Origin of the sequence: Burkholderia sp. Bp8992, from assembly GCF_003853705.1 — a bacterium.
In the GTDB taxonomy this organism is placed as follows: domain Bacteria; phylum Pseudomonadota; class Gammaproteobacteria; order Burkholderiales; family Burkholderiaceae; genus Burkholderia.
In genome coordinates, this window is record NZ_QTQI01000007.1 from 16,489 (window position 1) to 34,643 (window position 18,155).

The 18,155-nt window shown below is 66.4% G+C and carries 17 protein-coding genes; 11 read left to right on the forward strand and 6 right to left on the reverse strand.

All coding sequences use genetic code 11. The features are described 5' to 3' along the window. Positions 1–514: 514 nt before the first annotated feature. Positions 515–1,882 carry a replication initiation protein gene (locus DIE03_RS12675; RefSeq protein ID WP_006480193.1) on the forward strand — a complete coding sequence of 456 codons (1,368 nt, stop codon included), beginning with the start codon at positions 515–517 and terminating at the stop codon, positions 1,880–1,882. Positions 1,883–1,974: 92 nt separating this feature from the next. Here the strand turns inward: DIE03_RS12675 and DIE03_RS12680 are convergent, their stop codons facing one another. Together DIE03_RS12680 and parA are read right to left on the reverse strand one after the other, a co-directional pair. Beyond that, positions 1,975–3,036, reverse strand: a complete 1,062-nt coding sequence (locus DIE03_RS12680) for a ParB/RepB/Spo0J family partition protein (protein ID WP_124450692.1) — start codon at positions 3,034–3,036, stop codon at positions 1,975–1,977. Between the two features lie 23 nt (positions 3,037–3,059). Then, entirely contained in the window at positions 3,060–3,722 is a 663-nt protein-coding gene (parA, locus tag DIE03_RS12685; RefSeq protein ID WP_124450694.1) for a ParA family partition ATPase, read from the reverse strand. 970 nt (positions 3,723–4,692) lie between these two features. Between parA and arsC the strand changes: the two genes are divergently transcribed. Continuing rightward, on the forward strand, positions 4,693–5,049 hold the full coding sequence (arsC, locus tag DIE03_RS12690) for an arsenate reductase (glutaredoxin) (RefSeq protein ID WP_124451126.1): 357 nt from the start codon (positions 4,693–4,695) through the stop codon (positions 5,047–5,049). A gap of 124 nt (positions 5,050–5,173) precedes the next feature. Here arsC and DIE03_RS12695 read toward each other — a convergent pair whose 3' ends face one another. Both DIE03_RS12695 and DIE03_RS12700 read right to left on the reverse strand, forming a co-directional pair. After that, a complete protein-coding gene (locus DIE03_RS12695; protein WP_124450696.1) occupies positions 5,174–5,389 on the reverse strand; it encodes a zf-HC2 domain-containing protein in 216 nt (71 codons plus the stop codon). Beyond that, complete coding sequence (locus tag DIE03_RS12700) at positions 5,367–5,966, reverse strand: RNA polymerase factor sigma-70 (protein WP_124450698.1); 600 nt, start codon at positions 5,964–5,966, stop codon at positions 5,367–5,369. Before DIE03_RS12700 ends, DIE03_RS12695 begins: the two co-directional genes overlap by 23 nt. A gap of 365 nt (positions 5,967–6,331) precedes the next feature. Between DIE03_RS12700 and DIE03_RS12705 the strand changes: the two genes are divergently transcribed. Then, entirely contained in the window at positions 6,332–6,886 is a 555-nt protein-coding gene (locus tag DIE03_RS12705) for an NADPH-dependent FMN reductase (RefSeq protein WP_124450700.1), read from the forward strand. 59 nt (positions 6,887–6,945) lie between these two features. On the opposite strand, the gene DIE03_RS12710 is transcribed toward DIE03_RS12705, so the two are convergent. Continuing rightward, positions 6,946–9,195: a hybrid sensor histidine kinase/response regulator gene (locus tag DIE03_RS12710; RefSeq protein ID WP_124450702.1), complete on the reverse strand. Its 2,250-nt coding sequence runs from the start codon at positions 9,193–9,195 to the stop codon at positions 6,946–6,948. 470 nt (positions 9,196–9,665) lie between these two features. Here DIE03_RS12710 and DIE03_RS12715 point away from each other — a divergent pair, with 470 nt between their 5' ends. The 3 genes from DIE03_RS12715 to DIE03_RS12725 are packed head-to-tail and all read left to right on the forward strand — an operon-like array spanning position 9,666 to position 11,588. Further along, positions 9,666–10,034: a response regulator gene (locus DIE03_RS12715; protein ID WP_034187557.1), complete on the forward strand. Its 369-nt coding sequence runs from the start codon at positions 9,666–9,668 to the stop codon at positions 10,032–10,034. Then, the gene (locus DIE03_RS12720; protein ID WP_124450704.1) at positions 10,027–10,653 is read left to right on the forward strand and encodes a chemotaxis protein CheC; all 627 of its coding nucleotides are present in this window, start codon (positions 10,027–10,029) and stop codon (positions 10,651–10,653) included. Before DIE03_RS12715 ends, DIE03_RS12720 begins: the two co-directional genes overlap by 8 nt. After that, the gene (locus DIE03_RS12725) at positions 10,650–11,588 is read left to right on the forward strand and encodes a GGDEF domain-containing protein (protein WP_124450706.1); all 939 of its coding nucleotides are present in this window, start codon (positions 10,650–10,652) and stop codon (positions 11,586–11,588) included. The genes DIE03_RS12720 and DIE03_RS12725 overlap by 4 nt, the downstream gene beginning before the upstream one ends. A 16-nt stretch (positions 11,589–11,604) precedes the next feature. Here DIE03_RS12725 and DIE03_RS12730 read toward each other — a convergent pair whose 3' ends face one another. Then, positions 11,605–12,489 (reverse strand): alpha/beta fold hydrolase, encoded by an 885-nt coding sequence (locus DIE03_RS12730; protein WP_124450708.1) that lies wholly within the window; start codon positions 12,487–12,489, stop codon positions 11,605–11,607. A gap of 180 nt (positions 12,490–12,669) precedes the next feature. On the opposite strand from DIE03_RS12730, the gene DIE03_RS12735 reads away from it, so the two are divergent. The 5 genes from DIE03_RS12735 (at position 12,670) to DIE03_RS12755 (ending at position 18,072) form a co-directional block, all read left to right on the forward strand. Next, positions 12,670–13,002 carry a hypothetical protein gene (locus DIE03_RS12735; protein WP_124450710.1) on the forward strand — a complete coding sequence of 111 codons (333 nt, stop codon included), beginning with the start codon at positions 12,670–12,672 and terminating at the stop codon, positions 13,000–13,002. 258 nt (positions 13,003–13,260) lie between these two features. Continuing rightward, positions 13,261–14,109 (forward strand): presqualene diphosphate synthase HpnD, encoded by an 849-nt coding sequence (gene hpnD / locus DIE03_RS12740; protein WP_124450712.1) that lies wholly within the window; start codon positions 13,261–13,263, stop codon positions 14,107–14,109. A 13-nt stretch (positions 14,110–14,122) separates the two neighbouring features. Next, complete coding sequence (gene hpnE / locus DIE03_RS12745) at positions 14,123–15,376, forward strand: hydroxysqualene dehydroxylase HpnE (protein ID WP_124450714.1); 1,254 nt, start codon at positions 14,123–14,125, stop codon at positions 15,374–15,376. An 11-nt stretch (positions 15,377–15,387) separates the two neighbouring features. Further along, positions 15,388–17,361 (forward strand): squalene--hopene cyclase, encoded by a 1,974-nt coding sequence (gene shc / locus DIE03_RS12750; protein ID WP_124450716.1) that lies wholly within the window; start codon positions 15,388–15,390, stop codon positions 17,359–17,361. A gap of 54 nt (positions 17,362–17,415) precedes the next feature. After that, positions 17,416–18,072 carry a phosphorylase gene (locus DIE03_RS12755; protein WP_260434878.1) on the forward strand — a complete coding sequence of 219 codons (657 nt, stop codon included), beginning with the start codon at positions 17,416–17,418 and terminating at the stop codon, positions 18,070–18,072. Positions 18,073–18,155 lie beyond the last annotated feature (83 nt).

Consider the following 18,155-nt stretch of genomic DNA (forward strand, 5'->3'; position numbering starts at 1 on the left):
TGCTCAGGGTGAGTATTTTCGGGACCTGATCCTATTGGTGCGCTGTACAATGCGCGCCCAGGCCTGCAAATCAGGTCCGGTCGGGCCGTACGGGCCGGTTTCGGCGGTGTCTTTTCGAGCGTCGGACCCGATCCCTGTCCCTCCGCGAACCGTGCCTGTACATGCATACAGGCGCCCGTGGGCGATCGGGGACGCACAGCGACGGACAATCGCAACCCTGTGCAAAACGCACGGCCGTGCAGTCGCAAAATTACGACAAATTCAAAGGTGAGCCGATACGGGAGCGAATTCCGCACGTGTCGTGCACAGGTGAAATTCTGTGAATCCGCGCATCCCGCGGCACGTCTGGAAGAGTCCGGAACGCTGCAATGGCGGACCGGTGAGGGTTTTCGGGAGTGGTTGGGGTGAGCGCCGTTTTGCATGCGCGCTTCACCGGCTATGGTGAGCATGTCGTTCTGGACGCACATCACCGCAGGCGCTATCCTTCCGGGAAACTTCACCTCCGACCCGACGTATGGCCACGACGAAGCGCGCCAAGAAAACCGATGTGGATGTGGTGAGTGCCAGTTCAGCCGAATTGCGCAAGGCCGTCGAGGCGATTGCCATTCAGCCGAAAAGCGGCAAGATCACGCTCCTCACTCGCAAGCTGTTCAATGTCCTGCTGGCCGTCGCGCAGCAGGCCGACGACTCGGGCGACACGTATCGCGCGCTGCTGTCGGACATCGTCGCCAACTCCGCTTTCGATTCGAACGACACCGCGCTGGTGAAGGAACACCTGCGCCGCATGGTGTCGGTGCAGGTCGAATGGAGCACGGGGACGTCGAGCCAGAAGCCTGGCCGCAAGTGGGGGATCTCGACGCTGATCGCCGACGCGGAAATTCTCGAGGATCCGACGACCCGCCGCGTGTGGGTCGAATTCTCGTTCGCACCGAAGATCAAGAAGAAGCTGCTCGACCCGGTCCAGTACGCGCGCCTGAGCCTGCAGTTCCAGAGCCAGCTGCGCAGCAGCGCCGGTCTCGCGCTGTACGAGATCTGCGTGCGCTACCTGACGAATCCGAGCCACCTGACGATGCGCGAGCCGTGGGAATGGTGGCGGCCGATCCTGTCGGGTACGCCCGATACGGAAGCCGGCGACGAGGCGAAGCGCGAGTACAAGTACTTCAAGCGCGACTACCTGCGTCCCGCGATCGCGGAAGTCAACGCGGTCACCAACATCTTCGTCGAGCTGATCGAGCACCGCGAAGGGCGGCGGGTGGCCGAGATCCAGTTCCGCGTGACCGAACGCAAGCAGCCGATGCTCGCGCTCGATGAACACCCGAACGTGTTCGACAGCACGCTGGTCGACCGGATGGTCAAGCTCGGGATCCCGCTGAAGGAAGCGCAGACGCTCTATGCGGACAGCGAGGAGAACCGGATTCGCGCCGCCCTGCAGATGACCGAACAGCGGATGCGCAGTACGACGCTGCCGCCGGTGCGCAGCGCGCCGGCGTTGTTCAAGGATGCGCTGAAGAAGGGCTATGCGCCGCCGGTCGAGTCGGTCGACGCGCTGCCTGCCGGCACGCCGTCCGCGAAGGTCGCGGCGGCCCAGCCGGACGATCTGAAGGCACGCTTACTGAGCGAGTTCGCGGCGTTCCGCCGCAAGGAAGCGAAGGTGCTCTACGAAGAGCAGGGCGACGCGGAGCGCGAAGTGGCGCGCGAGTCGTTCGAATCGGAGGCGCTGCCGACGATGGGCTCGCATCTGCGCGACGACTGGCGCAAGCGCGGCCTCGATTCCAAGCTGGCCGAGACGGCCTTTTTCGACTGGCTGGCCCAGAAGACCTGGGGCGAGCCGACGGACGGCGACCTGCTGTCGTTCACACTGAACCAGTCGCGGGCCGCCTGAGGCCCGCTCAGGCCCGCTGACGGGCCGCCGCCGGCCTTGCCCCTCAGTGGGGCGGGCCCGGTGTCCTCACCAGGCCCTGCCGGCCGTTTCCATCACTCCGACAACAGCATCCGCTCGAGCTGCTCGAGAATCGCGTCGCGCTTGTCCTTCGGGAGGCCGCGCAGGCGCAATTCGATGCGATCTTCGCCATACGACTTCAGGTCGCCGACCGATTTACCGCCGAGCTTGATCTCGAGACGCTGCGCATAGCGCTGACGGCCTGCAGCCTTCGGCGTTTCCTGCGCTGCGACGCGGCCCTTGACGATGTCCGACACCTGGCGCGTGCTCAGGTCGTCCGACACGATCTTGTTGATCAGCCGCAGCGTCGCCTCGGTACCGCGCGCGTTGTGATAGCGGCCGACCTGATACGCCATGTTCGAACCGAAGCGGTCGGGGCGCGCGACCATTTCCTGCATGATCGCTTCCGGCAGCTTGCCGATCGACAGCGCGACGGCCACCGTCGACTCGTCGAGGCCGAGGTGCTCGGAGAGTTCCTTCTGGCTCTGGAAATGCTTGTCGTCGAGGAAGCGGCGCCACACGACGGCGTTGTCGAACACCGTCTGCGAATCGCGCTGGACGTTCAGGTCGTAGCCGAGCTTGTAGCTCTGGATGCCGATCGGCACGTCGATCACGATCGCCTTGACCGACTCCTTGTTCGCTTCCTTCAGCGCCCGCACGCGGCGCCCGCCGTCGCTGACAAAATACGTGCCCGGGTTGTCGTAATCCGGAATCACGTGGATGGCCTGCTGCTGCCCCTGCTTGGCAAGGTTGACCGCGAGTTCGGCAATCGACGACTTCAGATAGAAGTGCCGCGGGTTGAACGGGCTATGCTTGATCGCCTTCAGCGACAGCTCGATCACCTGGCCCGGCGCGTAGCGATTCTCGAGGCGCCACGCGCGATATTGCGGCGACTCGTCGATCGACGGATCGATCGTCAGTTCCGGAGCGGGCGGCGGCGCGATGTCTTTCTTGGCGGATTTGGTCGGCGTCGGCGTGGGTGTCTCGGACTTGACGATGCCGTCGATCGCATTGAGCCGGTCGAGCGCCGTGCGCTTCTCGCTCGTCGTGATATCCGGGCGCGCTTGGAATCCTTTGGCAAATTGGGAGGGTTTCATGTGACTCCTTTATGCGCATAAAGTCAGGGCAGCATGGCGACGATTTCGTCGGCACATGCGCGTATTTCGGTGGCGGCCAGCTTGCCGCCGCGATCGTTCATCTGCAGCACGGTCTGACCGAGCGCCATCGCCTGCTTGTACGCTTCCCGTGTCGGGATCTGCGTTTTCAGCAACGGGAAGCCGAGCTCCTCGAGCGCGCGCTTCAGCTCGCGGGTCAGCATGCGCTTCTCTTCGGTCTTGTTCAGCAGGAAGACCGCGCGGAGGTCTTCGTTCATGACCTGCGCCTGCTGGATCAGCTTGACCAGCCCGACGCTCGACCAGTAGTCGGCCGGCGACGACGAAGTCGGGATCACGGCAATCGATGCGGCCAGCAGGACGACGCCGGAGACCTTCTCGGTGATCGACGGCGGGCAGTCCACGACGATGATGTCGTAGTCGTTGATGAACTTCTTGATCTCGCGATGGATCTGGCCGTCGGCTTCGGCAAGGTTGACGACCGGAAACGGGATGCCGTTTTCGCTGTCGCCGGCCGCGCTCGACCAGTGAACCAGCGTGTTTTGACGGTCTGCGTCGATGACGAGGACGCGCTTCCCTTTTTCATGGAACGCGGCGCCGAGGTGCATGGCAATCGTGCTTTTGCCGACGCCACCTTTTTGTTGAGTGACTGCAATGATTTCCGCGGCCAATTTTCACTCCTGTTTTGGTCGTTGGAATTCTACAGGACGATATTTGAATTTCAATGAAATTGTCGTTCGACAACTACGCATTAGCCATTCGGGCTATCGGTTTATGCGCATAAACGAGCCTGAGGAGATCGGTGACTCGATTGGATGGTGTCGCGGATGCCTTGCTTCGTCGATGGACTGCTGGATGGATGTGTCATCGTGTGCGGTGTCGTCGGGCGAGTGATCGCGCTCTGCGATATCCCGTATGCACTGCCCTTTCGACGGATGGCGTGGGTGTGTGGGAAAGCCGGTGAGTTTGTGCGCATAAACTCGACCGAGATCGAGCGGCCAATCTTGTGCTGCAACGGCTGGGCATTCGCGAGCGTGGGTTGTGGTTAGCGTACGTCGCGCCGCGCGTTACGCATCGGTGGAGCGTGTCGTTGAACGTGAACGCGCATGCGCGGATGTGAGGTCCTGTTCAGACGCGACGTTTATGCGCATAAACTGATGGCGCTAGATGGCGAGCAGCGATGGGCCATATGCCGCGCCGCGTGAATCCGATGCACGATGATGCTGTGGCGAGTCCGCGTATCGATGCAGCGATCCCTCGGTGCCGTGGCGTTATCGACATACGGTCCGCCATGGATCGCGATACATGGCCCCCGACGATCGCCGGCTTTATGCGCATAAACCAATCGGCTTACGCTATCCCCCGTACCACTCATTCAGCGCTGCGGCCGTCACGAGGAATTGGCTCGCAGATCCATCCCCCTCGTCCCGCAACAATGCACCGCCCGTCTTTATGCGCATAAACACATCCATTCGTCGACGCGCGCTTTCCGGACCGTACTCCCCTGTCGAGCCTTCAGGCCGTGATCCGTCGCCCCGCCGCTCACCTCAGAGATTCAACGAATCCATACCCGACCGCGTCCCTCCGAATCCCCATCCCAGACTGGCTACAATACAGGGCTCTACCATCCAGGCCTGAATGATGATCACGATCTACCACAACCCCCGATGCTCGAAGTCGCGCGAGACGCTTGCGTTGGTCGAGTCGCTGAATACCGCCGGCACGCCGTTGAATGTCGTCGAGTACCTGAAAACGCCGCCGACGGTCGAGGAACTGGAAACGCTGCATCGGCAACTCGGCCGCCCGGTCCGTGACATGCTGCGTGACGGCGAGGAGCCGTACAAGGCGCTGGATCTGGCGCGCGCCGATCTGACCGACGCCGAAGCCTATGCCGCGATTGCCGCGCATCCGATTCTGCTGCAGCGGCCCATCGTCGTGTATCGCGGCAAGGCAGCCATTGGCCGGCCGCCCGAATCGGTGAAGGCGCTGTTCGAATAATTCTTGCCCGCCGTATTTTTCTTATTGCATCAGCCCGGCGTAAGCACCGGCATTCACCGCCGGCGCGATCGCCGGGCAATCCTCCGCCCGCGACGCGAACGGTAGCGGCAACACGAACCGAGTCTCAACGCTCCCCGGACGACGCACCGCCGTCGCCCGGCTCCTGCCCCGCCGCCGCTTTCGCGGCCGTCCGCAACAGCGAAATCTGCCCGCGATAGGCTCTGCATCCGCTGCAGGTCGGCAGATGCACGCGCACCTGCAGTCGCTCGTGCAGTGTCAGATGCCGGTCGAGCGAATCCGACAGCAGTCGCGTGATGTCAGTACATTTCCCCGGCAGCATCTTCGGTCGTCAGTCCTTTTTCGCTCAGGCAGGTTCGCAGGCGCGTGCGCGCCCGATACAGCAGCACGCTGCAATGATTCGTCGTCAGCGTCAATTCGCTGCAGATGTCCGGAATCTCGACATCGAGAAATTCGCGCATCATGAACACGCGCCCGATCTGCTCCGGAAGGTGGTCGAGGCAGACCTGGAACAGCGTCCAGAACTGCTGCTGCTGCAACAGCGTCTCGGGCTTCGGCCACGGTCGCGGCTTCGCATGCGCGGCCCAGTGCCCGTTCTCCTTGAACAGTTCGCGATCGAGCAGCGATTCGCCGTCGAGTTCGGCGTCGAGCGCGGACAGGTTGACCGTCCGCTGCCGCGCGCGCAGCACGTCGATCAGCTTGTTGCGCAGGATGCCGAACACCCAGGTCTTGTGGGCCGACAGCCCGGCGAAATCGCCTGCGTGCGACCACGCGGCGGTCAGGGCTTCCTGCACGGCGTCTTCGGCCGCGTCGGCATCGCGGAGCTGGAGTCGCGCGAAGCGCAGCAGGTCGCGCCGCAGTTGCGCGAGATAAACGGGATCGTCGTAGTCGGACGGCATGTCTGGGTTGGGGTGTTTCGAAACGATCGCGCCTGCGCCACCGCGCGCGCATCGTGGTGCGAGCAGCTTACTGGGCGCGCCGCCTGCCCGCAACGCATGTTCCGTCACGATTTCACGAAATCGGCCGGCGCGCTGCGCTATGCTTGCCGAACCCCGGCTCGCGCGTCGACGGCGCCGGGCGGCGGGCAATCTGTAACGTCAGAACATAACGGTCGAGTTATCCACAATTTCTGTGGAAAACCTTGTGGAAAGTCGGCCGGACGGCCCCGTGGGACGGCTCGCGGGCTGGCTTGCCTATAAACAGACCTTTGTCGCCCATTCGGAAGCAATCGATCCGATTCCTCACTCACCGGAAGGAGAATGCCATGTCCTATCGTATTGCGGTCGTCGTCGGCAGCCTGCGCCGTGCTTCGACGAACCGTGCGCTCGCGCACGCCGTGATTTCGCTCGCCCCCGCCGATTTTTCGTTCGAGTTCGTCGAGATCGGCGAACTGCCGCTGTACAGCCAGGACTACGACGCGGATTTCCCGGAAGTCGCGAAGCGCTTCAAGCAGTCGATCGAAGCCGCCGACGCGCTGCTGTTCGTCACGCCCGAGTACAACCGGTCGATTCCGGGCGTGCTGAAGAACGCGCTCGACTGGGGCTCGCGCCCGTGGGGTTCCAACTCGTGGTCGGGCAAGCCGGGCGCGGTACTCGGCACGTCGCCGGGCGCCGTGGGCACCGCGCTCGCACAGCAGCACCTGCGCAACGTGCTCGCGTACCTCGACGTGAAGACGCTCGGCCAGCCCGAGATGTTCATCAAGCATGATCCGGCACGCATTGACGATCAAGGCCAGATCGTCAGCGAGGACACCCGCAAGTTCCTGCAGGGCTTCGTCGATCGCTACGCGGGCTGGGTGCGCCTGCTGAAATCGGCCTGATGACGCCGGCCTGAGCGTCACGCCCGTTCAGCCGCCGGCGCCGGCCCGCATGCCGCGGGTCACGCGCCGGCGTGCCGCGCGTCGCGTGCCTCGCGGATGCCCAGCAGGATCTCGTCGAGCAGCGCGATGTCGAACGGCTTCGACAGCACGCGGACGTTGACGGTGCGCGTGCGGTCGAGCTCCTCCGCGTAACCCGTGACGAGAATCACGGGCAGCTTCCCCGGCCGCTTGTCGACCGCTTCCGCGAGGTCGATGCCGTTCAGGCGGCCCGGCATGTGGATATCCGAAATCACGAGGTCGAACGCATCGTTCGCGGCCGCGCCCTCGATCAGGCGCAACGCGTCGTCGGCGGTGGGCGCATAGGTCACGCGGTGTCCGAGCAGCGACAGCAGCGCCTCCGTGCCGGCCGCGACTTCGCTGTTGTCCTCGACGAGCAGCACGTGCAGGCCCGCGAGCGCGCCGGTGCCTGCGTCGTGCGCGACGGCCGGCGGCCGCGCGACGACGTCCTCGGCACGTGCGCGCGGCAGATAGAGGCGCACCGACGTGCCGGCGCCGACCGCGCTGTCGATCGTCGCAAGGCCACCCGAGCGTTCGCAGAACGCGAACACCTGCGGCAGGCCGAGCCCCGTCCCCATCCCCTGCGCCTTCGTCGTGAACAGCGGTTCGAAGGCGCGCGCGAGCACTTCGGGCGCCATGCCCGAACCCGTATCGTCGAGCGAGATCTGTACGAAATCGCCGGTCAGCGGGAAGCCGTCCTCGCGACGCAGCGTCACGTTGCGCGCACCGACCGTGAAGCGCCCGCCCGTCGCCATCGCATCGCGCGCGTTGACGGCGAGGTTGATCACCGCGAGCTCGAGTTCCGCGACGTCGACGCGGATCGGCCAGACGCCGGGCTCGATCGCGACGACCAGCGACGACGTCGAACCGAGCGACGTCTTGAGCAGTTCGCGGCAGGTGCCGACCCATTGGCCGACGTCGATCGTCTCGTTGTGCAGCGGCTGCTTGCGCGCGACGCCGAGCAGCTGGCGCGTGAGCGACTGCCCGTTCTTCAGCGCGCGTTCGATCGCGCCGAGTTCCTTGTCGAGATGCTGGACGCCGCGCCGCCGCGCGATCTGCACGTTGCTCGAGATGATCATCAGCAGGTTGTTGAAGTCGTGCGCGACGCTGCCGACGAGATTGCCGAGCGCCTGCATCTTGCGCGACTGCCGGTATGCCGACTCGATCGAACGCCGCATCGATGCTTCGGCCTGCCAGCGATCCCACGCCTCCTCTTCCGCCTTCAGCCGCTTGAGCGACAGCCAGATCACCGACCACAGCGCGATCGACGGCGCGAACATCGAGAGGAACAGCACGCTCAGGTGTTCGTACCATTCATGCCAGATCGCCGACGTGCGGTACGAGCAGGTCACGTACACGGGATAGCTGCCGACCTGGCGGTACGCGACGATCTCGCTGCTCGCGCCGTCGTGGCGTACGCGTACGACACCTGCACGCGCATCGTTGCGCGCGTTGCCGAACGTGACCGAGCGATCGGTGTGCGCGAGCGACGGCGGCGGCGGATACGACGCGATCACCGCGCCGTCCGAGCGCGCGAGCGCCATCGTCATCGGCGTGCTCGCACCGCCGAGCAGGTCGCGATAGAACGCATTGAAATACGACGACTTCAGCGCGATCGACACCATTCCGGCGAACGAACCGTCGCTATGACGGCGCGCGACGCCCGTGTTGAACACCGGAATGTTCTCGAGCTTGAGCGGCCCCATCATCAGCCGCGAGATGTGTTCGATGACCTTGCCGTCGCGGATGCCCGCGAAGTCGTCGCGGTTCGCGATCGACGCATACGGCGCCGGGTAGTAGAGGCTGTTGGCGAGCAGCATCCCGCTCGCGCCGAAGATCGACACGGCGGCCACCTGCGGATAGCCGCCGCCGATCGTGTTCAGCGCTTCGTGGATGTCGGATTCCTTGTTGCGCACGGTGGCGTCGTCCATGTCCTGCACGAGGTCGACGATGCGCGCATCGAGCGTCTCGCTCAGGTCGAACACCTTGAGCGCATGCTCCTCGGCGACCCGCACCGTGCGCATCGTCACGTCGCTCGCGGCGGCCTCGCGGGTCTTCAGGTCGTTGTACGCCATCACCACCACGTAGATGCACGGCAGCACGATCGCCGCGACGAGCAGCACGATCAGCGTCACGCGGCGCACCGCGAAATCGTGTTCGGGTGCGCCGGACGCGTAGCTGCCGTCGTCCTGCCAGTCGTCGGCGGGCGGGGAGGCGGGAGCGTGGGAGTCGGCAGGCCGGTCGGACGTCATCGAAGCAGAGGGTGAAGCGGAGGTGCCTGCCATCATAAACGAGTTGCGATGCCCCGCCGCGCAGCCCCGCAACGACGCGATCCTGTCGGTTCCGACAGGGGGAGAATGTCAGATTGAAAACGCGACGAATCCGGCAGCGCAAACGTACACAAGGAAAAATCTTGCGTGCTTATCTCGAAAATAATCGGGACTGTTTCCGGAATGGCGCGCGATCGGAGCGATTCTGTTCGAAATGGTGAAAATGGCGAGTTGCATCGCCTCCGGTTTACTCCGAGAATCGCGCCTTGCTTTCCCTATGACAGATATATGCGCCCGCCGGCGATCGCCGCGCGGGCATCGCGCGCACCTGCGTCGCGACGCCCGCGCACGGCTGCAAGGCGGTTGCCTGCGCCCGATCGCACGGCCCCCTAAAGAAGTGCGCCGCGCGGTCGTTAACGCGAGAGAGACCATTCCGTATACTGCATCGCCCCATGCCTTTGCCGATTGTAATTGCCGACGATTCGCTGCTCGCTCGCAAACTTCTGACAAAGGCGCTGCCGGGAGACTGGGACGTTGAAGTCGCGTATGCCGCGAATGGTCGCGAGGCCTTGGCGCTCTATCGTGACGGCAAAGCTTCCGTGATGTTTCTGGACCTGACGATGCCCGACATGAGCGGATATCAGGTCCTCGAGACACTGCGCCACGAAGATCTGAACACGTTCGTGATCGTGGTATCCGCCGATATCCAGCCGCAGGCGCAAGCACGCGTGCGTGAATTGGGCGCGATCGCATTCGTAGCCAAGCCCGTGACGTCGGAGGCATTGCTGCCCATTCTCAAGGAGTATGGGTTGTATGCCTGACTCGGTGTTCACGGCGGAGCAACGCGACGCGTTGCAGGAGATCGCCAACCTTGCAATGGGCCGCGCCGCCGCGCGGCTTGCGTTGCTGCTCGGGCGCTTCATCGAGTTGTCGGTGCCGCGCGTGCGCGTCGTGAAGGCAGCCGACGCGGGCAACGCGCTGCGCGAGATGACGGGCATTCACGACAACGTGACCGCCGTGCGCCAGGGTTTCCGGTCCGACATCAAGGGCGAGGCGATCGTGCTGTGCCGCACGTCGGGCGTCGCGCGGCTCATGTCGGTCGTCGACCGCACGTTCGGCGACGGCGTCTACGGCGGGATGGCGACGCCGGACGAACTCGTGTTCGACGTTGCAAACGTGCTGATGGGCGCATGCGTCGCGTCGATCCTCGACGAGCTCGGCCGCAAGCCCGTGTTCTTCCCGCCGGGGCTGCTCGGCGCGAACGTTTCGTTCGACGACGTGTTCGAGCCGAACGCGCTCGCGTGGAGCGACGCGCTGCTGCTCGAGGTGAACTTCGGGCTCGAGGACCACACGTTCCGCGCTCACTTCGTGATGCTGATGGCCGAGGATTCGATCCGGCTGATGGGTGACGCGCTCGACGCGTTGCTGTCCGCGCTATGACGGCCGCCGCTCCGTCGCTGAGCGACCTCGTGATCGAGCGGGTCGGCTTCGGGCTGTTCGTGCTCGACCGCTCGATGACCGTGCTGATGTGGAACCGCTTCATGCAGGATCACAGCGGCATTCCGGCGGCCGACGTGATCGGCCGCAACCTGTTCGACTGCTTTCCGGATCTGCCGCACGCGTGGCTGTCGCGCAAGCTCGAGAGCGTGTTCCAGCTCGGCAGCTTCGCCTTCAGCTCGTGGGAGCAGCGGCCCTACCTGTTCCGCTTCGAGCACGACCGCCCGATTACCGGCGGCGTCGACTACATGCAGCAGGACTGCACGTTCATGCCGCTCACGCGCGGCCGCGACGTCGAGGCCGTGTGCGTGACGATCTCGGACGTCACGCACGTGAGCGTGATGCAGCGCGAGCGCGAGGAAGCGGTCGCGAAGCTGCGCGAACACGCGAATCGCGACGGGCTGACCGGCATCGCGAACCGGCGCTTCTTCGAGGCTCGGCTCGGCGACGAATTCGCGCGCTGGCAGCGCTACGGCGGCGACATGTCGGTGCTGCTGTTCGACCTCGACCACTTCAAGACGATCAACGACCGCTTCGGGCATGCGGCCGGCGACGCCGTGCTGCGCGAGACGGCGCGCCGCGTCTCGTCGATCGTGCGCGCGCAGGATACGTTCGGCCGCTTCGGCGGCGAGGAATTCGCGCTGCTGCTGCCGTGCACGAATCTCGACGAGGCGATGCGGGTGGCCGACAAGGTGCGCGACGCGATCGGCAGCGTGCCGGTCGATGCCGAGGGTGTCAGCGTGCCGGTGACGGCGAGCGTCGGCGGCACGTGTGCGAAGGCGGGCGTGCCGACCAGCGACGTGCTGGTCAACGAGGCCGACGCCGCGCTCTATCGTGCGAAGCGCCTCGGGCGCGATCGTTCGGTGGCCTACGCGTAGACCGCGCCCGCCCCGCTCAGCTTTTTGCGATGTCGGCGAGCACGCCGGCCAGCACGGCCGGCTGCGACATGAACGGCGAGTGGCTGCTGTCGAGCTGGTGCACGTGGGTCGGATTGCCGGGCGCGAGCGTGTCGGCTTCGTCGATGAAGCGCTGCTGCAGCGCGGGCAGGATCACGCGATCCTCGAGACACTTGATGTAGTGGCGGTCGATCGCGCCCCAGCGCGCGGCGGTGGTCGGGATCGCGGTCGCGAACGGCGCGGCCGGCACGTCGCAGGTCATCAGATTCGCGACGGCGTCGAAGTCGGCCTGCGGCACGTCTTCATACAGCGCACGCTTCATCGTGTCGCGATACGCGGCGTCGCCGCTGTGCGGATCGATGCGCAGCGCACCGGCGACGCGCGGGCTCGCGAGCATCAGCGGGCCGAGCATCTCGCCCTTGTTCTCCGGCGCGCGCACGTAGTCGAGGCCCGGCACGCCCGAGCCCGGCATGAAGGCCGCGAGATAGACGATCTTCGCGATCTTCTCCGGTGCGCGCTCGGCGGCCGCCGTGATCGCGAGGCCGCCCATGCTGTGCCCGACGAGCACGACCTTGCCGCGACCGAGCGCATACGCGTCGTCGACGGCCTGCATCACTTGCGTCGCGTAGTCGTCGAGCGTCGTGTTCGCGACCGGCGAAGGCTCGGCGCCGAACGCATCCTTGTCGAGCGGTCGTTCGAGATACGACGCGGGAAAGCGGGCGTTGATGCCGTGCGCGGGCAGGTCGCGCGCGATCGACAGGTAGCCGCGCGCGGCCAGCGCAGCCGCGACCTGCGTGTAGCACCAGGCGCCATGCCAGGCGCCGTGCACGAGCACGAAAACGGGATGGCCGGACTGCGGGGTGGCGGTGTCGTTCGTCTCCATGATGTCCGTATTTTTTTCGGGAAAGGTGTCATCTTAGACGAACCGGCCGGCATCCAGATGCGGATGCGCGGCCGGTCGCGATCCGTCCCGCTTGTCTCGTGCAGGCCACATTTCGTTCGTATCCGATTTGAATTTGTGCCGAAGCACGCTAATTTGTTGCTTTACTCGCGATTGCGCCCCATGAACGTCGACTATCTCTTCTACCGGAAGCCGGACAAACCCGGCCCCTATTCGCTCGACGACCTGGGCGACATCGCGCCGCCGATCGGCCCGGGCGACCTGGTGCGCGCGGGCATCGCGCGCGTGTTCGAACAGATCGATTGGAAGGAATCGGCCGACGTGCCGGGCGCGTGGTTCGGCACCGGCGGCGCGATGTTCCAGTTCACCGCGGAGCCCGACGGCCGCGTGACGAGCTTCATGGGCTCGCGCCTCGAACGCCGCTCGATGCTGCAGCTCACGCGTGAAATGGGGCTCATTGCGCTCGATCTGCAGCGCGACATCGTTTACGGCTGACGCGCCGCCGGTGCCGCGCGGCGCCGTTTCCCGCCGAGGCCGGCCGCGCCGGCCTCCGGCGCCCCGCCGGGCGTGGCGCGTGTCCGCCATCGAACTTCAAAGATTGCTATACTTTCGCCCAATTCCGGCTTCCGGCCGGTAATTTGTGCCTGTCTGCGTCGATCGTTCGCATATCTCGCACGCATTTGACGCCCTGACCATCCCAGCCGGGCATGGCTTCTTCAATCGCCCCGCGTGGGTGTCTCCGTGGAGCTCGTCTTGGCCGTTTCCAATTCCGTCGTGGACGAACAAGAAACCGACGCCGCTGCCGTTACATCGGGCAGTTCTTTCTACCTGGCGATGCGCATCCTGCCGGCCGTGCAGCGCGATGCGATGTTCCAGGTCTATGCGTTTTGCCGCGCGGTCGACGACATCGCCGACAGCGACCTGCCGCGCGCGCAGCGCAACGCGGGCCTCGATCGCTGGCGCGCGGACATCGACGCGTGCTTCGCGGGCCGCCCGCCGCGCCACCTGGTTGCGCTCGACCGCGAGATCCGCGCGTTCAACCTGCAGCGCGCCGATTTCCACGCGATGATCGACGGGATGGCGATGGACGCGGTCGAAGACATCTGCGCGCCCGACGAGCCGACACTCGACCTGTTCTGCGATCGCGTGGCGAGCGCGGCCGGCCGGCTGTCGGTGAGGATTTTCGGGATGCCGGAAGCCGAAGGGATCACGCTGTCGCACCACCTCGGCCGCGCGCTGCAACTGACGAACATCCTGCGCGACATCGACGACGACGCGGCGATCAATCGCTGCTACCTGCCGCGCGAGCTGCTCGAGCGCGAAGGCATCGCGATCACCGATCCGGCGACGATCGTGCGCGATCCGGCGCTGCCGCGCGTGTGCGCGACGCTCGTCGAGCGCGCGCTCGAGCACTTCCGCCAGGCCGATGCCGTGATGGATACCTGCCCGCGTGCGCAGGTGAAGGCGCCGCGCATCATGTCGGGCGCGTATCGCTGCATTCTCGAAGCCGCGGTCGCACGCGGCTTTGCCGCGCCGCGCGCGCCGCTGCGCAAGCCGAAGGCGCGCATGCTGATGATCGCCGCGCGCTACGCGCTGTTCTGAACCGGCCGAGTCGATGCCCAGAACCGTCCATGTGATCGGCGCCGGACTCGCGGGCCTGTCGGCCGCGGTCGAGCTGCAGCGCCGCGGGCGGCGCATCGTGCTGCACGACGCGCACGCGCATGCGGGCGGCCGCTGCCGCTCGTGGTTCGACGGGACGCTGAACGCGACGCTCGACAGCGGGCTGCACACGGTGTTCGCGGGGCAAGCCGCGACGCAGCGCTACCTGCGCGCGATCGGCGCGGCCGACCAGCTCGCGGGGCCCGCGCTGCCTGAATGTCCGGTCGTCGACATCGCATCGCTGCAGCGCTGGACGCTGCGCTTCGGCAACGGGCGCTGGCCGTCGTGGCTGTTCGATGCCGCGTCGCGCGCGCCGGGCACGACACCGCTCGACTACCTCGCGCTCGCGCCGCTCGCGTTCGCGCGCACGGGCCGCTCTCTCGCACAGACGATGCGATGCGACGGCGTGCTGTGGGATCGTTGGCTGCGGCCATATTTCCTCGGTGTGCTGAACGTCGAGCCGCGCCACGCGAGCGCCGAACTCGCGCGCGCCGCGCTGTGCGGCACGTTTGCCGCGGGCGGCGCCGGCAGCCGTCCGCTCGTCGCGCGCCACGGGCTTGGCAGCGCATTCGTCGAGCCGGCGCTGCGGATGCTGCAGCACGGCGGCGCGCAGATCCGGCTGAATTCGCGACTCGACGCATTCGAATTCGGCGCGCACGGCAACGCGGTCGATGCGGTTTCGGCCGGCGGCGAGCGCATCGATCTCGCGCCGGGCGACGCGGTCGTGCTGGCCGTGCCGCCCGAGGTCGCGCAGCCGCTCGTGCCCGAGCTCACCGCGCCCGACACGTTCAGCGCGGCCGTGACCGCGTATTTCGCGGTCGAAACGCCGGCCGGCCATCCGCTGCAGACGACCGTCGTCAACGGCGTCGTCGATGCGGTGCGCACCGGCGGCGGCCAGCTCGCGGCGACGATCCGCGACGCGGGCCGCTGGCTCGACGTGCCGCGCGACACGCTCGCGCGGCGCATCTGGGAAGACGTCGCGCGCGTGACCGGCGCGAACCCGGAAACCATCCCCGCGTGGCAGCTCGTCGTCGAGCCGCGCGCGGGCTTTGCGGCGGTGCCGTCGCAGGAAATGAAACGTCCGGCCGTGCGTACGCGCTGGACCAATCTTGTGCTGGCGGGCGACTGGATTGCCACCGGCTTGCCCGCCACGATCGAGGGCGCGATCCGTTCCGGCCAGCTGGCCGCGGACGTGCTCCAGACACAATAAGAGAGGGACCGATGAACGATCTCACCGAAATGGCTACCTTGTCCGCCGGCGCCGTGCCGGCCGGCGTCGACGCGGCTGTCGCACGTGCGACCGACGCGCTGCTGGCCGCGCAGCAAGCGGACGGACACTGGGTCTACGAACTCGAAGCCGATTCGACGATTCCGGCCGAATACGTGCTGCTCGTCCACTATCTCGGCGAGACACCGAACCTCGAGCTCGAACAGAAGATCGGCAACTATCTGCGCCGCATCCAGCAGGCCGACGGCGGCTGGCCGCTGTTCACCGACGGCGCGCCGAACATCAGCGCGAGCGTGAAGGCGTATTTCGCGCTGAAGGTGATCGGCGACGACGAGAACGCCGAGCACATGCAGCGCGCGCGCCGCGCGATCCACGCGATGGGCGGCGCCGAGATGTCGAACGTGTTCACGCGCATCCAGCTCGCGCTGTACGGTGCGATTCCGTGGCGCGCGGTGCCGATGATGCCGGTCGAGATCATGCTGCTGCCGCAGTGGTTCCCGTTCCACCTGTCGAAGGTGTCGTACTGGGCGCGCACCGTGATCGTGCCGCTGCTCGTGCTGAACGCGAAGCGCCCGATCGCGAAGAACCCGCGCGGCGTGCGCATCGACGAGCTGTTCATCGATCCGCCCGTCAACGCCGGCCTGCTGCCGCGCCAGGGCCACCAGAGCGCCGGCTGGTTCGCGTTCTTCCGGGTGGTCGACCATGCGCTGCGCGCGGTCGACGGCCTGTTCCCGAGCTATACGCGCGAACGGGCGATCCGCCAGGCCGTGTCGTTCGTCGACGAGCGCCTGAACGGCGAGGACGGCCTCGGCGCGATCTATCCGGCGATGGCCAACGCAGTGATGATGTACGACGTGCTCGGCTACGCGGAAGATCATCCGAACCGCGCGATCGCGCGCAAGGCGCTCGACAAGCTGCTCGTCGTGCACGAGGACGAAGCGTACTGCCAGCCGTGCCTGTCGCCGGTGTGGGACACGTCGCTCGCCGCGCACGCGCTGCTCGAGACGGGCGATGCACGCGCGGAAGAAGCCGTGCTGCGCGGCCTCGAATGGCTGCGTCCGCTGCAGATCCTCGACGTACGCGGCGACTGGATCTCGCGCCGCCCGCACGTGCGGCCCGGCGGCTGGGCATTCCAGTACGCGAACGCGCACTACCCGGACGTCGACGATACGGCCGTGGTCGTGATGGCGATGGACCGCGCGCAGAAGCTCAAGCAGTCGGATACCTATCGCGATTCGATGGCGCGTGCGCGCGAATGGGTCGTCGGCATGCAGAGCAGCGACGGCGGCTGGGGCGCGTTCGAACCGGAAAACACGCAGTACTACCTGAACAACATCCCGTTCTCGGATCACGGCGCACTGCTCGATCCGCCGACGTCCGACGTGTCGGGCCGTTGCCTGTCGATGCTGTCGCAGCTCGGCGAGACGCCGCTGAACAGCGAGCCGGCCCGCCGTGCGCTCGACTACATGCTGAAGGAGCAGGAACCGGACGGCAGCTGGTACGGCCGCTGGGGGATGAACTACGTGTACGGCACGTGGACCGCACTGTGCTCGCTGAACGCGGCCGGCCTGACGCCGGACGATCCGCGCATGAAGCGCGGCGCGCAGTGGCTGCTGTCGATCCAGAACAAGGACGGCGGCTGGGGCGAGGACGGCGACAGCTACAAGCTGAACTACCGCGGTTTCGAGCAGGCGCCGAGCACGGCGTCGCAGACGGCGTGGGCGCTGCTCGGCCTGATGGCGGCCGGCGAAGTGAACAACCCGGCCGTGGCGCGCGGCATCGACTACCTGGTCGCCCACCAGAACGACGAAGGCCTGTGGGACGAGACGCGCTTCACCGCGACGGGCTTCCCGCGCGTGTTCTACCTGCGCTACCACGGCTATCGCAAGTTCTTCCCGCTGTGGGCGCTGGCGCGCTACCGCAACCTGAAGCGCGGCAACACGACGCGCGTCACGGTCGGGATGTAACGCGTGGGCGTGTCACGACACAACGGCGCATTGCCCGTCATCGCGGTGACGGGGATGGCGTTCGAGGCGCGCATCGCGCGCGGTAACGGCGTCGAGGCCGTGTTCGCCGCGCGCGCCGACCGGCTCGAACGCGCGCTGGCCGACGCGACCGCACGCGGTTGCGCGGGCATCGTCAGCTTCGGCACGGCGGGCGGGCTCTCGCCCGACCTGGTGCCTGGCACGCTCGTGATCGCGAACGCGATCGACGGGCCGTTTGGCCGCGTGGAGACCGACGCGGGCTGGAGCACGCGGCTCGTCGCGTCGCTGCACGACACGCCGGTGTGGGCACGCGTCACGCGCGGCACGATCGCGGCCGTCGGCGCGCCGGTCGTCAGCGAACAGGAGAAGACGTCGCTGCATCACGCGAAGGGTGCGCTGGCCGTCGACATGGAGTCGCACATCGCGGCGGCCTTCGCGGCGGCGCGCGGCGTGCCGTTCGCGGTGTGCCGCGCGATCGTCGATCCGGCGTGGCGCACGCTGCCGCGTGCGGCGACAGCTGGCTTGCGCGACGACGGCAGCACGGCGATCCTGCCGATCCTGCGCGAATTGCTGAAGCAGCCTTCGCAGCTCGGCCCGCTGCTGCAGGTCGCCAGCGACGCGCGCGCCGCGCGCACCACGCTGATTCAGGCGCGCCACGCGTTCGAGCGTACAGGCGCGATGCGGATCGTCTGAGCGGGCTGCGCCGCTTTCCCCCTCTTCCCGTTTCGTACGGACAAAAAAAGAGCGCTGCATCATGCAGCGCTCTTTGCTTTTGC